Genomic DNA, 14,062 nt, shown 5'->3' on the forward strand with positions numbered 1-14,062 from the left:
CACTTCCTTAATAAACTTTTGTATTTTATCTAATTAATTTTTGAACTTTTTCTAATCAAGTTATAGCAATAATTAATAATATCGCTTCTTTTTATTATACCTATAAAAATTCCTTCATCATCTACCACTGGCACAAAATTTTGAGTAGTTGCTAGATTTATGATACTTTCTACATCTGCATTTATTGAAACAGACTTATGTTTTATTTTTCTTGGTATATCACTTACTTTTACACATTCAGTATTTCTAAATGTTAATTCAGGAGTATTTTTAAGTTTCCATAATAAATCTCCTTCTGTTAATGTACCTACGTACTTTCCACTTTTATCAATAAGTGGAATAGCTGTATATCCATGATGCTCCATCTTCTCAATTACTTGTCTCATAGTTACATCTAGATATTCATAAATTACCTCATTCTTTGGTGTCAAAAGAAATGCAATATTCATATTTCTTACCTTTCCCTCAAATATTCAATTAATACCTTAAGACATTATTTTTCTATACATAGCAATTATATAATTTTATTATAAAACTTTCAAATGTAAATCTATACACTTGCATTTTTCTTAATAAGTCTATTTTCATATTTTAGAAATTCAATCTCATCAATAATACTGTATACTTCCCTATAGATCATTTCTCCACTTAAACTCTTCTTTACAATAACCTCTTCTAAAATCCTGCTATTACATTTGGAGCATGTCCCAATAGCGACAAATCTCCATCCTAAATTAGTAAAATTATAATCTAACTCAATATTTCTTTTACATCTAGGACAAACTGGATTAATCTTAGAATAATCCAGTTTGAAGTTTTGAAGAGATTTTATCTCCAGTGCTGGCATATCAAATATATCCTTAACAATAAATTGTTTTACTGCTCTGGCATTATATATATTCTTAAAGACGCTTAATGTATATATAGAATCATTCAAAGCATCATGAAGCTTGCTTTCATCAACTTTTATCTTTAATTGTTGAAGAGCATTTTTTAAACTAAGAATATTCTTTTTACCTAATATCTTTGTTGTATATTCCTGAATATCAAGATATCTTTCTATCCAGCTTAAATCACTATATCCATGATGATTTGCATTCCTTATTATTTCTGCAATATCATCCTTTGCCCATGAGCATATGACATCTCCTTTACCTACCATCTTCTTAAGCATATCAAGCCCTTCATTAAAACTTACTCCATTTTCTAGCTCTTCTTTCTTTATATTGGTAATACTTAGTATTTTAGGATTGACTACAGGTATTACTGATGGCTTAATATATACTTTCAAATGCTCTAAAGGCTTCATATACATATCAACTTTAATTGCTCCAATTTCAATTATTTCATTAATTAAATCTAATTCTTTTAAATTTGGCATATCTTTATATATATTTGGATAATATTTATGTATTTCACTTAAATTATTAAATTCCAAATCAATTATAATAAAAGCCACTGCTCTTCCCCCCCATATATTAACCCTTTATATTGCTTTCTTAATTATACTTCAAGTTTTACTTTTTTTCTAATTTTCTACAATTTCTATTCCTGCAAGCTTCATTAAATATTTTGCATTTTGAGTCATACTTCTTCCATTTCTTAGTTTATAATCAAATTTAATCTTATCATCTATATAATATTCTTGGAAATTAAAATTAATAAGCCAATTGTGTATGTTTTCTAAATCACATAACTCAAAGTCATGAGTTGAAACAAGTCCAATACCACCACTTTTCACCAATTGCTCAATCAATATTTTAGCTCCATCATGTCTATCTTTCGAATTTGTTCCTTTAAATATTTCATCTAAAAGAAAAAATACCTTTTCCCCACTTCTGGCAGCCTCTATCACTAATTTAATCCTCAATATTTCTGCATAAAATGAAGATATACTTTCTTCTAGATTATCTTGTGTTCTCATACATGTATATATACTAAAAATCCCACTATTCAACTTTTCAGCTCTCACAGGACTACCTATATATCCTAAAACCATATTAAAACCTATAGTTCTTAGGAAAGTACTCTTACCAGACATATTTGATCCTGTTATAAGAGCAGCTTTTTTGCCATGATGTAAAGCAAAATCATTACTTTCAGCTTTTTCTCCTAATAAAGGATGAGCAATCCCCCTACATTCAATGCTTCTTTCTTCAGTAAAGTCTGGATATGACCACTTTGGATTATCAAATGCTATATTAGAAATACTAATTAGAGCTTCAAACTCAGCTATAGTTTTAATCCATGTTCTAATCTTAAACCCATTTTTTCTTCTCCATTTTTCAAGATTATATAGAACAAATATATCACTTAGCATAAACACATTTAAAAGTAGATAATATGCATTAGCATTACTATCTCCTATCCAATTAACAATATTTTTAAGCTTATTAATTTCCACCATGCAGTTTTCTCCACTATTTATAAGCTTTTCTTTTAATTTAACAAGTTTTCTTGTAGAAAACTCTTCACTACTTAATATTCTTAATATCTTTTCATATTGAATAATGGCATTTTTATTTTCCAAGATAATATTTATACTATCACTTAAATTCTTCGTTAATAGCTTTACCACAAGATAATTAACAAACAAATCTAAAATTAAATAATTTACAGGTACCCTTCCAGCAGCTGTAAGATATAAAAACAGCAAGGTAATAATGATAAATAAATATGGTACATATCTTACTGTAAAACTTATCTTTTCCTCCTTTTCCATCCAAGCTAAAAACTTATCCACTGAATGCTTATCTTTTTTTCCTTTATTAAAGGATATATAAATATTTTCACAAAACTCTCTCTTTCCACTAAGTTCCTTAATAGCTTCTTGTCTATCCTTTATTATTTGCTTATTAGGCAATGACTTAAGAGATAATATTTCAGCTAATTTTTTTCTACCAAGGGGACTTTTAGTTGTATTTATCCATTGAAATAAAGAGTTCTTACCAAATATATCTAAGTCACCACTAAAATTATGGCTGTTATTTAAAAACTCTTCTCCTTTATCCTCAAATTCCTTCCACTCTCCATTTATCCTCTTTAACCCCTTTTCATTGTATTCTAACTTCAATAAGTACTGTTCTTTTTCATTTATCTTATTATTATGGAATATAGCTGTTAAAATAAAAATTAACAATGTAGCTAAAAATGAAGCACATAAATAAATAAACTTATCAGCTTTATATAGATAGTACATTACTGCTATGCCCACAATTACTATTATTAATCTTAGCACTGCAAAAGTTAATATTATTCTTTCTAATTCTCTTAAATTTTTATTAATTTTATTAATATTACTTTCATAATACTCTTTTGGATTTTCCATATCTCTACCTCATACTTATTTTTAAATTTCATTTATAAATGAATTTTTTAACTTTATAATCAATTGTATCATAAGAGAGAATATATCATAAAAGAAATTTTTTTTAAAACATTACTACTTATGAAGATAAAAAAAATAGAATATTATAAAACATATGAAGTTAAAGAATGTCTTAAGATTTTTATTAATGGAAAGTTATGGACAGCAATTTCTTTTTACATATCAGCATAGAAAAAAAATCACTTGAAGACCTTACTATAGACTTTAATTATCTTGAATTATAACAAATCCTTTGATAAAAGAAGAAGATGCATTGCTGCATCTTCCCTTTTGTAATGATAAATCAATTTTTTGGTGGTTCATCCATTTCAGTCTCCATCCTTTCAAGGCATTGACCCTCTCTTGAGATTTCATACCGTTGTGGCTTATCTTAACCCACTTTCATATTGTTCTACCATTCTCTTAACCATTTCACCACCAACGGAACCACATTGTCTTGAAGTTAAATCTCCATTATATTCTTTAAATGGTACTCCTAACTCCATTGCTACTTCGTTCTTGAATGCATTTAACCCTTGCTTTGCTTCTGGAACTAATGCTTTATTTGACATTACAGATTCCTCCTTCGGCTACCGGTCTATATAAACAAAAGTACAAGAAAATTCTTCTTTACGAATTTTTTTACCTCCTGTTTACACTATTATATTGCCCCAGTATCTTTATATTATGCATATAAAAATTTATAAAGAATAATATTTTTTTCCTAACAAAAAATAATACTGTTTATAAATATAATTTAGGAGGTTTAATATGAAAATTAAAACTATAAAATTCTGCAGTCTTTTTCTATATGTTTTACTAATTTTTCAATTAGTATCAGCCTTTCCAATATCCTTTAGCAATAAAAATGAAACTTTAATTGTGAAAGATAGTGATGCAATCACTGGACTTCCAAATCGTTTTAGAGATTTAACTAATTTAAATATTTCAGGTAGTGCACAATTTACACCTTCTCAAATAGAAAATATAAAAAACTCCATAAATAAACCTGATATATGCATAGTTGATTTAAGACAAGAATCTCATGGATTTATAAATGATTTAGCTATCAGCTTCTACAGCATTGGTAAAGATTTAAATAATGGATTTACCACAGAAGAAACCATTTCTACTGAAGATAAATTATTAAATTCCATTAAGCAAAATTCACAAATAAATATATATGATAAACTTGGTAAAGTTTTAACTAATATTACTGTTGATTCTGTTTCCACTGAAAATAATGCAATTAATAAAAATGGGTTAAAATATCAGCGTTTTGCTGTTAAGGATGGTGGAATTCCATCTACTACTGTAATAGATGATTTTGTAGATTTTATTAAAAATAAACCTGAAGGACAACATCTTCATTTCCATTGTGATGCTGGTGAAGGAAGAACTACAACTTTTATGGTACTATATCAAATTATGACTGATAACGGTAATTTATCTTTAGATCAAATTTTATGTTATCAATATAATATGGGTGGAATTACCTTGACTGATGATGTAGATAGAGCTTATTTCCTAAATGCCTTTTATAATTATGTTGAAGAAAATAAAACTGACAACTATAGTATTAAATTTTCTCAATGGATTAAACAATGAAAATACGGAGCTGAAAAAATTCAGCTCCGTATTTTTTTAATTTTCTCTTGCAGCTAAAACAACTCTATGAATATGCATTGTTAAATATATTATCTCATCTTCATTAACTTCATAATTATAAGTATTTTCTATATATTCTTTTATCTTCAGTGCACATTTATAAGCTTCAGGATAGCTATTTTCAATAATCTTTGCAAAGATTTCATCACTAGTACTCTCATCTTTGCTATTAGTAATAATTCTCTTAGTGAAATATTTTAAATGAGTAAGCAATCTATCATAATTCAAATCATCCTCATTAAATTCTAATTGATAGTTTAATCTGATAATTTGTAAGATTTCCTTTATTATCTTAGTAGAAGTAATTGATTCAGTGGTATTTCTATTATATGCTGCATTAACAAAATGAAGTGCTATAAAGCCTGCTTCATCTTCTGGAAGATCTATTCCTAATCGTTCATTTAAATATTCAACAGCCCATAATGCCACTTTAAATTCTTTTTTATGTATTCTTCTAATTTCATTAAGTAAATCATTTTTTAAACTTATATTATTTTTAAACCTTTTTATAGCAAATGCTATATGATCTGATAATGAAATATATATTTGCTTGTCTAATTCTGTGTCTAATTCTTTAGATGCATAAGAAATTATTTCATCAGCAAGTTCAAAGACACCTTCAGGTATTTGATTGATAAGTTTTTTTATCTTATCACCTAGGGTCTTGTCTTCTACCATAAATCTTTTTTCAATTTTACTTTCGTCAATTTCTTGCCCTATTTTTTTACCAAAGGCTATTCCTTGCCCCATTAGAATTATTTCTTTCCTTGTCTTTGGTTCTATAGATACAACAACATTATTATTTAATACCTTTTCTACTATCATTGATTACCTCATATTCTACATAAAATATAAAAACCTAAACTAAGCTCATCTTAATTTAGGCATCTATATTATTTTATTATATACTATCATTACATAAAAACGTTGTCAACGTATAAGTAAACCTTTTATTTCAATTGTTTTACAGGTAATAAAATAGAAAATTCACTTCCTTTTCCCAGTTCGCTTTTTACTCCTAGGTCTCCTTTATGTAATTCAATTATCTGTTTAGTTAGCATTAAGCCAATTCCGCTTCCACCAAATTCTTCACTTTTCTTATTATAAGCTTGTTCAAATCTATTAAAAATTTCATTTATATCTTTTTCAGATATGCCAATGCCAGAATCTATAATGGATATTTTAACCTTATCGTTTAAATCTGATATCCTAATAATTATCTTTCCCCCTTCCGGAGTAAACTTCATAGCATTTCCAATTAAGTTTATCAAGCATTTTTCAATATCATTTATATCACATTCTATAATTTTTTCTTCAATTTCCGGATCTATAATTAATTCTATTCCTTTAGCTTCAATATATTCCTTCATAGAAAGAGCTAATTCTTCTACAAAGAATACAATTTCATGCTCCATAATATCAATATTATACATCTCTTCTTGGATTTTAGATAGATCAATTATATCATTAATAAGTTTAAGTAGCCTTTTAGAATTTCCTCTTAAGATATCCATATAGTTATTTAATTTATCTTTATCTATATTTTCATTTCTTGAATTTAAATTAGTTATAAGTTGTTCTGTAGATAATATTATATTTAATGGAGTTCTAAGTTCATGAGATAAATTCATAAAGTAATTATTTTTATCGATTTCTTTTGAATCTCTTTGTTCTTTTAAATTATTATTTTTATAACTTAATATAATTATTATACAAGTTATAAGCATTAGCAATGATATAATTGAAATTATATTTGATGTTAACGTGCTTTCTTCTATGATAAAACTATACAAGTTAGTACTTAAAATAATAACCATTAATATACTAAGAATAATCAATAAAAATTGCTCTTTATTTTTCTTCATAATTATCATATACCCCTTTTTTATAAATTATATCAATTTATCTATTATTTTACAACATATACCTTAATTCTACCTTACTAACTAAAACTTTTATATAAATTTACAAAAAAAAAGTTAGTATAAATACTAACTTTTTTGTGGCAGGGGCAGTAGGATTTGAACCCACAACCAATGGTTTTGGAGACCACTACTCTACCGTTGAGCCATACCCCTTCGACAAAAGTTATTTTATCATAGTCCACAATAATATGTCAACAAGTTTTTTCCTACAATAACAAAGTTTTTATTAATGATGAACTTAAATAATGATGAGTGATGAATGATGAATTGTGGAATAAACTCCTTTAATGGAGTTTAGAAATATATATTTTTTAGAAACTCTATGAGTTTCAACCTTAATTCATCATTCGTAATTCATCATTCATCATTAAATAAATTTCCCTGAAATTTATTTAAGAGGCTGATTCTTCAATTATCTTTTTAAGAATGATTCCTTTTATAGCATCATAGCTTATATTGCTTGGAACCTCTTCCTTTATTGCCTTAAGTTTATTAAAGCCCACATTCTTAATGACTCCCTTTACTATTTCCTCATCCTGTTCATTAAATATATCACTAAAGTCTATTTTAAAATCTATGCTATTTCCTTCACTTATATATTTTTCAACATGAGAAATAATGGTAGTAAGCGTTAATTCTCTTTCTCCAGCAGTCTTCCTTAAACTACCACATACTCTTAACATCTCCACTGTATTTATATATGATTTTTCTTTAATATTTTTGCTACCCTCTATATTATTTTTCTTTTCTTCTATTGATATATCACTCTTAGCTTTTGATATCCATATATGATTTATATTATTACTATTTAAATAATTCATTATCTTTTCAATAAATCGCTGACCATACTTATCATATTTTCTTTCACCTACACCACTAACCTCTAACATCTGTTCTTTATCTACAGGCATTCTTGAACTTAATTCTTTTAGTGTACTGTCTCCAAATACCATATATGGTGGCACCTTTTCACTAACTGCAATTTCATGCCTTAGTCTTCTTAATATCTCAAATAATTCATTATCAACTGTAAAACTAGCCTTATTGATTTTATGTTCTCTAATCCACACAGTTCTTTTACCTTTTACTATATCCATAGAATTATTATTTAAGCTAACTACTGGATATTCACCGCCATAATTTAAATATCCTAAAGCGATTAAGGTATTGATAAACTCCGTAAGATTATCCTTTGAATAATCCTTCATTATGCCATAAGTACTAACTTCATTTAATTTTAAATCCAATAATTTTTTATTTTTTGAACCACGTAAAACATCTACAAGCATGCCAACACCATAACCTCTTTTTACCCTATATACACAAGATATAACCTTTTGAGCATCTATGGTCTTGTCTTCCTTGCTTTGCTCTGTATCACAATTACTACATTTATTGCAGTTCCCTTCATATTCTTCACCAAAATAATTAAGAATATATTTTCTATAACATTCTTGTGTATATATTAGGTTTACCATCGTCTGAAGCTTTGCATATTCCTTTTCTTTTCTAACACTGTTAGAAGTACCTATATCTATAATGTATCTTTGTGTCTGTACATCTGAAGGTGAAAAAAGCATTATACATTCACTTTCCTCACCATCTCTACCAGCTCTTCCTATTTCCTGATAATATCCTTCCAAGCTTTTAGGCATATTATAGTGTATTACATATCTGATATCAGGCTTATCAATTCCCATTCCAAAAGCATTAGTAGCTACCATCACATTGGCCTGATCATAAATAAATCGTTCCTGTGCTACCCTACGCTCTTCATCATTTAATCCTGCATGATATCTTTCACCCTTTATATTATTTGCTATAAGCATTTCATATATAATATCTACATCTTTTCTGGTGGCACAATAAATTATTCCACTGGCACCTTCGCTACTATTTATGTAATCCAAAATATACTGCTTCTTCACTACAGCTTTTTCTATGGTTATTTTTAAATTCTTCCTATCAAATCCAGTGATAAAAATTTTCGGTTCATTAAGCCTTAATAGATTTATAATATCTCTTCTGACTTCCTCAGTGGCAGTAGCTGTAAAAGCTGTTATTATTGGTCTATATACTAACAAATCAATAAACTTACTTATCCTTCTATAACTACTTCTAAAATCATGTCCCCATTGTGATATACAATGTGCTTCATCTACAGCAATTTGTGATATTTTTACCCTTGTTATCAAATTTAAGAATTCTGTTGATTCCAATCTTTCTGGTGCAACATAGAGAATTTTCACCTCATTTTTAATTACATCATTTAATATACTCTTAATTTCGTTCTCACTTAAGGTTGAATTTATATATGCACTTTTAATCCCCATATTTTTAATATTATCAACTTGATCCTTCATTAAAGATATTAAGGGAGAAATTACAATAGTAAGTCCATCTAATATAAGGGCAGGCACCTGATAACATATAGATTTTCCGCCACCAGTTGGCATAATTGTTACTACATCTTTTCCCTCTAAAATAGACGTAATAATTTCCTCTTGCCTTTCTCTAAATGAATCATATCCATAATATTCTTTAAGGACTTCTCTTGCTCTATTTATCATCTTATCACTCCTGACTATTCTTTTTTATTTAAAATTATTAACATTCTTTATTTTTCTATTCAAACATTTGTTCGTTTTTTATATTATAAGCATTAACATGAATAATACTTGCTAAAGCAATCATATTACTATGTTAATGCAGACTAATTATAAGTCATAAACTTTTTTATTTTCTTCTATAAATTAATTATACATATAAAACTTGTCCTACATATATCAAATTTGCATTGCTTATATTGTTTGATGATACTAAATTTACTACTGTTGTGCCAAACTTTGTTGCTATAGAGCTTAAAGTATCACCTTCCTGTACAGTATAAGTTCTACTACTATTTCCTGATGATGGTAACTTTAAAACTTGACCTACATATATCAAATTAGGATCACTTATATTGTTTAATGATACTAAATTTGCTACTGTTGTCCCAAATTTTGTTGCTATTCCGCTTAAGGTATCTCCAGCTTGCACTACATAAGTTATTCCTTGACCTAATCCTGAAGAAGACTTATCTGAAAAATATAAAATTTGCCCTACTGTTATTAAGTTAGGATTAGAAATATTATTCCATCTTACAAGCTGATCTACTGTAACACCAAAATCATTGGCAATGGCACTTAAAGTATCATTACTCTTCACTGTATAAGTTCCATCTAAATTCTTTGTTCTTCCTACTGGTGCTGGAGTTACTCCACCTGTACTTTCTCCGCTGCCTGGATTTCCAATAAACATTCCATCATAAAAAGTATTTAAATCTACATATGCATTTATTCCAGGAATTATCCCTTGATCTGAATATTGATGTCCTACAAATCCAGTCCAAATACCTCTTAGTGTTGGAGTTGATACATAATAATGAGCAACCCAAAGTCCATAATTTAAAAGATTTATATCTATAAGATTATCTCCAGCAAAATATGCACCTGAATATATTACACAATCTAATCCTAAAACTTGCTTTACCCTATTAATAAATAATAAAACCTGATTATTTATATCAGCCATTGATACTTCAACGTCAATAACAGGTTTTATGGTCATTCTATCTTTATATTTATTTATTACACTACAAAAATAATCAGCTTCTGCTATTCCTTGCCCTCTGAAGAAATGATAAAAACCAACATTAAGCCCTGCATTTAAAGCTCCAGAAGCATGGTTATCAAAATACATATTGGTATATGTGGTACTTTCAGTAGCTTTCACAATACATATTTCAACTCCACTATTTCTTACTGCCGAAAAGTCAATATCGTACCCTTGATAACTAGAAATATCAATTCCTTTATAACTACTCACGTTTTCATCCTCCTTGATTTTTATATAAGAATACTTCTTTCCTCTTATATAATATTTACATAAAGGTGAAAATGTTAAAAAATAAAAATTAATTTTATATAAATATATATTTTTACGCATAAAAAAAACTAGCAAGTATTACTTACTAGTTTTACTGGCAGGGGCAGTAGGATTTGAACCCACAACCAATGGTTTTGGAGACCACTACTCTACCGTTGAGCCATACCCCTAAGTACAAAGTATATTATATAATGAAATATTACAAAAATCAATATTTTTATTCTAATTTATATAATTCTTTTCTTTTTTATATATTTTGGATAGAATATAAGTTAGAGAAATATTAGTTTAATTTATGTAATTAAGCTTTATTGTTGAAAGGAGAGGAAATATGATTTTTTCTGTTAGTAACATAGAAGAAACTACTTCCATAGGTTATGAACTTGGAAAATTACTTAATGCTGGGGATATTATATGTCTAACTGGTGATTTAGGTACTGGTAAAACTCATATAACAAAAGGAATTGCTAAGGGCCTTAGCATTGATGAATACATAACAAGTCCAACATTTACAATAGTTAACGAATACGATTCTGGAAGATTAAAATTAAATCACTTTGATGTTTATAGAGTTTCAGACCCTGATGAAATATATGCCATTGGTTTTGATGATTATATATTTTCAGATGCAGTTTCAATAATTGAATGGGCTAACTATATAGAAGATATTCTACCAAAGGAATATTTACATATTCATATTGAAAAAAATCTTGATAATGGAGAAAATTTCAGAACCATTACATTAACACCATATGGTGAAAGATATAATTACATAAAGGAGTTAAAAGTATGATAGTTTTAAGCATGGACTCTTCATCTTTAGTTACTACAGTTGCACTACTTAAAGATGAACATTTATTAGGTGAATTTACCTTAAACTTCAAAAGAGAACATTCTGTAATCCTTATGGAAAAGATAGAAATGCTACTTAATGATTGCAATATAGATATTAGCGAAGTTGATGGCTTTGTGCTTTCTAAAGGTCCTGGTTCATTTACAGGTCTTAGAATAGGTATGGCTACAGTAAAAGGATTAAGCATGGGTTCAAATAAACCTTATCTAAGTATTTCTAGTTTAGATGCATTAGCTTATTCCCTAATTAATTTTGATGGCATAATCTGTCCTATAATGGATGCATTAAGAGATAGTGTATTCACATGCATGTATAAATCTTCTAATGGAGAACTTTCAAAAATAATTGACTATAGTGCTCTTTCTTTAGATGAACTAGTAGAAATATTGCAAGAAAAAGATGAATCTGTCATCTTTACCGGTGATGGAGTATATAAGTATAAAGAATATTTATTAGAAAAGCTTCCTAACGCTAAGTTTGCCCCTAACCATCTAAGTGTTGTAAAAGCTTCAGCTCTAGGAGAGCTAGGAATGGAACTTTTAAGACAAGGCCAATGCGATGATATAAATTCTTCACCTTTATATCTAAAGAAGCCTCAAGCAGAAAGAGAATTAGAACAAAGGATGAAAATGCAAAATGGCCATATTGTATAAGCCAATGGATTCATCCCATGTACAAGGAGTTTTTGAGTTAAGCAAAAACTCCTTTCATATTCCTTGGAGCTTAGAATCTATAAGTCAAGAGATTACTAATACTCTTGCTAGATATGTTGTTGCTATTGATTCCCATAGTAATAAAGTAATAGGCTTTGCAGGAATGTGGATTATTGCTGGTGAAGGCAATATTACAAACATAGCAGTTGATGTTGATTTTAAGCGTCTTGGCATCGGCTATAATTTATTATCTTCCTTATTTGATATCTGCCAAAAAGAAAATTGTCCAGATATAACTCTTGAAGTAAGAGTATCTAATATTGCTGCACAAAAGCTTTATGCCAAGGCAGGATTTATTAATGAAGGCATAAGAAAAAAATATTATGATGATAATGGCGAAGATGCCATGATTATGTGGAAAAGAAACATTATATAATTTAAATTATATTAATTTTTAATTCATATTACTTCTCTTAAACGTATAGTATAGTTAATAAAGTGTATTAAGTGGAGGTATTTATATGGAAACTAATGCTGGTTCTACTCTTTTACCTGTTATTAAAATTATAAATAATACTACGAAAGAACTTACTAATGTGGTATTATCTTATGAAGGTCTTAATGACTCTTCAATACAAATTAGCAAATTAAATACTAACTCAGAAATTATTACAACCATAAGTACATCATTTGTTAAAGATACTGTGAACCTTATACTAAGCTACGATCATGATAATATTCATGAAGAAAAGATAGTTTATCCTAATTTCACTGCCAATTCATTAATTAAATTGACTTTAGAAATTAGTGATGTAAATGGTGAACATAATATAGTAAGTATCATTGAAAAAGATCCTGTGGATAATCCAATAGAATTAATGAAAGCAGAAAAAACAAACACTCATAAATTTATAATAATTGCAGGTATAGCTACTTTAAGTGCTCTTTGTTTATATACTATTCAAAAAATAAAAATTCAAAATGAAAATATTTAATGACAGCTATAATAGTAGCTCACTATGCAAAAAACTTCTTTAGTGCAATAATTTCTATAACTATTTCACCAAAGAAGTTTTTTTATTTTAACTATGCTACATTTCTTTTATCTCCCAATCTTGAATCAACCTTAAATATAGACATTGATAATCTTTTATATAATATAAATGTACCAATACACACAATAAGCGCCTTTATACCATTAAATGGTATAAGTCCAACAAAAACATATTTTGTTAAATCAACTTCTATTCCATAGGCTGGAAGTAAGAAGTATATATTAGCAATAATCCCTACTAATTGCATAACTAATGCACCAACTACCATCCCTGTAATAGCAGATTTCTTGCTTTTATTTCTATTGTATAACCATGCCGCTGGCGTTACTAAAGCAACCCCTACTAATATATTGGCAATTTCACCTACTCCAAAAGTTGCGCTTCCTTTAAGTAATAATTTCAAAATAACTTTTAATACTACAATGATTCCACCAATAACTGGTCCATAAGCAAATCCTCCTATTAATGCTGGAACTTCACTAAGATCAATCTTTAGCCACGGAAATATAGGTACAATTGGAAAGTCAAAATACATAAGTACTACTGCAATTGCCACTAATAACGATATTTTTATGCTTTTGTTTAAATCTTTTCTTTTATTCATATATAATCCC

General features: G+C 27.9%; 14 protein-coding genes and 2 tRNA genes. 5 read left to right on the top strand and 11 right to left on the bottom strand.

Features of this window, described 5'->3' with window-relative positions:
• Positions 1 to 29: 29 nt before the first annotated feature.
• The 4 genes from BHW04_RS11785 to BHW04_RS11800 form a co-directional block, all read right to left on the bottom strand.
• A complete protein-coding gene (locus tag BHW04_RS11785; protein ID WP_022211833.1) occupies positions 30 to 449 on the bottom strand; it encodes a CBS domain-containing protein in 420 nt (139 codons plus the stop codon).
• Between the two features lie 101 nt (positions 450 to 550).
• A complete protein-coding gene (locus tag BHW04_RS11790) occupies positions 551 to 1,459 on the bottom strand; it encodes a 3'-5' exonuclease (protein WP_022211834.1) in 909 nt (302 codons plus the stop codon).
• Between the two features lie 69 nt (positions 1,460 to 1,528).
• Positions 1,529 to 3,328, bottom strand: coding sequence for a MutS-related protein (locus tag BHW04_RS11795; RefSeq protein ID WP_302653334.1), 1,800 nt, complete (start codon positions 3,326 to 3,328; stop codon positions 1,529 to 1,531).
• A gap of 425 nt (positions 3,329 to 3,753) precedes the next feature.
• Positions 3,754 to 3,939 carry an alpha/beta-type small acid-soluble spore protein gene (locus BHW04_RS11800; RefSeq protein WP_022168533.1) on the bottom strand — a complete coding sequence of 62 codons (186 nt, stop codon included), beginning with the start codon at positions 3,937 to 3,939 and terminating at the stop codon, positions 3,754 to 3,756.
• Between the two features lie 199 nt (positions 3,940 to 4,138).
• Here BHW04_RS11800 and BHW04_RS11805 point away from each other — a divergent pair, with 199 nt between their 5' ends.
• The gene (locus BHW04_RS11805) at positions 4,139 to 4,975 is read left to right on the top strand and encodes a phosphatase domain-containing putative toxin (protein WP_186835140.1); all 837 of its coding nucleotides are present in this window, start codon (positions 4,139 to 4,141) and stop codon (positions 4,973 to 4,975) included.
• Positions 4,976 to 5,011: 36 nt separating this feature from the next.
• Here the strand turns inward: BHW04_RS11805 and licT are convergent, their stop codons facing one another.
• The 6 genes from licT to BHW04_RS11835 all read right to left on the bottom strand — a co-directional run bounded on the left by licT (position 5,012) and on the right by BHW04_RS11835 (position 11,057).
• Positions 5,012 to 5,860, bottom strand: a complete 849-nt coding sequence (licT, locus tag BHW04_RS11810; RefSeq protein WP_022168535.1) for a BglG family transcription antiterminator LicT — start codon at positions 5,858 to 5,860, stop codon at positions 5,012 to 5,014.
• A gap of 125 nt (positions 5,861 to 5,985) precedes the next feature.
• Positions 5,986 to 6,900, bottom strand: coding sequence for a sensor histidine kinase (locus BHW04_RS11815; protein WP_302699796.1), 915 nt, complete (start codon positions 6,898 to 6,900; stop codon positions 5,986 to 5,988).
• Between the two features lie 138 nt (positions 6,901 to 7,038).
• A tRNA-Trp gene (locus tag BHW04_RS11820) sits at positions 7,039 to 7,113 on the bottom strand.
• 239 nt (positions 7,114 to 7,352) lie between these two features.
• A complete protein-coding gene (recQ, locus tag BHW04_RS11825; protein ID WP_302699851.1) occupies positions 7,353 to 9,527 on the bottom strand; it encodes a DNA helicase RecQ in 2,175 nt (724 codons plus the stop codon).
• Positions 9,528 to 9,717: 190 nt separating this feature from the next.
• On the bottom strand, positions 9,718 to 10,827 hold the full coding sequence (locus tag BHW04_RS11830; RefSeq protein ID WP_302699798.1) for a LysM peptidoglycan-binding domain-containing protein: 1,110 nt from the start codon (positions 10,825 to 10,827) through the stop codon (positions 9,718 to 9,720).
• 155 nt (positions 10,828 to 10,982) lie between these two features.
• Positions 10,983 to 11,057, bottom strand: a tRNA-Trp gene (locus BHW04_RS11835).
• 161 nt (positions 11,058 to 11,218) lie between these two features.
• On the opposite strand from BHW04_RS11835, the gene tsaE reads away from it, so the two are divergent.
• From tsaE to BHW04_RS11855, 4 genes are all read left to right on the top strand, one after another.
• The gene (gene tsaE / locus BHW04_RS11840; RefSeq protein ID WP_022211840.1) at positions 11,219 to 11,680 is read left to right on the top strand and encodes a tRNA (adenosine(37)-N6)-threonylcarbamoyltransferase complex ATPase subunit type 1 TsaE; all 462 of its coding nucleotides are present in this window, start codon (positions 11,219 to 11,221) and stop codon (positions 11,678 to 11,680) included.
• Positions 11,677 to 12,393, top strand: a complete 717-nt coding sequence (tsaB, locus tag BHW04_RS11845) for a tRNA (adenosine(37)-N6)-threonylcarbamoyltransferase complex dimerization subunit type 1 TsaB (protein ID WP_302699800.1) — start codon at positions 11,677 to 11,679, stop codon at positions 12,391 to 12,393. The genes tsaE and tsaB overlap by 4 nt, the downstream gene beginning before the upstream one ends.
• Positions 12,377 to 12,829, top strand: coding sequence for a ribosomal protein S18-alanine N-acetyltransferase (gene rimI / locus BHW04_RS11850; RefSeq protein ID WP_022211842.1), 453 nt, complete (start codon positions 12,377 to 12,379; stop codon positions 12,827 to 12,829). The genes tsaB and rimI overlap by 17 nt, the downstream gene beginning before the upstream one ends.
• An 85-nt stretch (positions 12,830 to 12,914) precedes the next feature.
• Positions 12,915 to 13,388, top strand: coding sequence for a hypothetical protein (locus tag BHW04_RS11855; RefSeq protein ID WP_302653337.1), 474 nt, complete (start codon positions 12,915 to 12,917; stop codon positions 13,386 to 13,388).
• 91 nt (positions 13,389 to 13,479) lie between these two features.
• Here the strand turns inward: BHW04_RS11855 and BHW04_RS11860 are convergent, their stop codons facing one another.
• Positions 13,480 to 14,052, bottom strand: a complete 573-nt coding sequence (locus BHW04_RS11860; RefSeq protein ID WP_302699803.1) for an ECF transporter S component — start codon at positions 14,050 to 14,052, stop codon at positions 13,480 to 13,482.
• Between the last annotated feature and the right edge of the window lie 10 nt (positions 14,053 to 14,062).

The organism is Clostridium sp. 29_15 (genome assembly GCF_001916075.1).
In the GTDB taxonomy this organism is placed as follows: Bacteria; Bacillota; Clostridia; order Clostridiales; family Clostridiaceae; genus Clostridium; species Clostridium lentum.

What these genes read in the sequence shown, in the direction of transcription:
- BHW04_RS11785 (WP_022211833.1), bottom strand. Translation starts at nt 449, where the DNA reads ATGAATATTGCATTTCTTTTGACACCAAAGAATGAGGTAATTTATGAA.
- BHW04_RS11795 (WP_302653334.1), bottom strand. Translation starts at nt 3,328, where the DNA reads ATGGAAAATCCAAAAGAGTATTATGAAAGTAATATTAATAAAATTAAT.
- BHW04_RS11800 (WP_022168533.1), bottom strand. Translation starts at nt 3,939, where the DNA reads ATGTCAAATAAAGCATTAGTTCCAGAAGCAAAGCAAGGGTTAAATGCA.
- BHW04_RS11805 (WP_186835140.1), top strand. Translation starts at nt 4,139, where the DNA reads ATGAAAATTAAAACTATAAAATTCTGCAGTCTTTTTCTATATGTTTTA.
- licT (WP_022168535.1), bottom strand. Translation starts at nt 5,860, where the DNA reads ATGATAGTAGAAAAGGTATTAAATAATAATGTTGTTGTATCTATAGAA.
- BHW04_RS11815 (WP_302699796.1), bottom strand. Translation starts at nt 6,900, where the DNA reads ATGAAGAAAAATAAAGAGCAATTTTTATTGATTATTCTTAGTATATTA.
- tsaE (WP_022211840.1), top strand. Translation starts at nt 11,219, where the DNA reads ATGATTTTTTCTGTTAGTAACATAGAAGAAACTACTTCCATAGGTTAT.
- tsaB (WP_302699800.1), top strand. Translation starts at nt 11,677, where the DNA reads ATGATAGTTTTAAGCATGGACTCTTCATCTTTAGTTACTACAGTTGCA.
- rimI (WP_022211842.1), top strand. Translation starts at nt 12,377, where the DNA reads ATGGCCATATTGTATAAGCCAATGGATTCATCCCATGTACAAGGAGTT.
- BHW04_RS11855 (WP_302653337.1), top strand. Translation starts at nt 12,915, where the DNA reads ATGGAAACTAATGCTGGTTCTACTCTTTTACCTGTTATTAAAATTATA.
- BHW04_RS11860 (WP_302699803.1), bottom strand. Translation starts at nt 14,052, where the DNA reads ATGAATAAAAGAAAAGATTTAAACAAAAGCATAAAAATATCGTTATTA.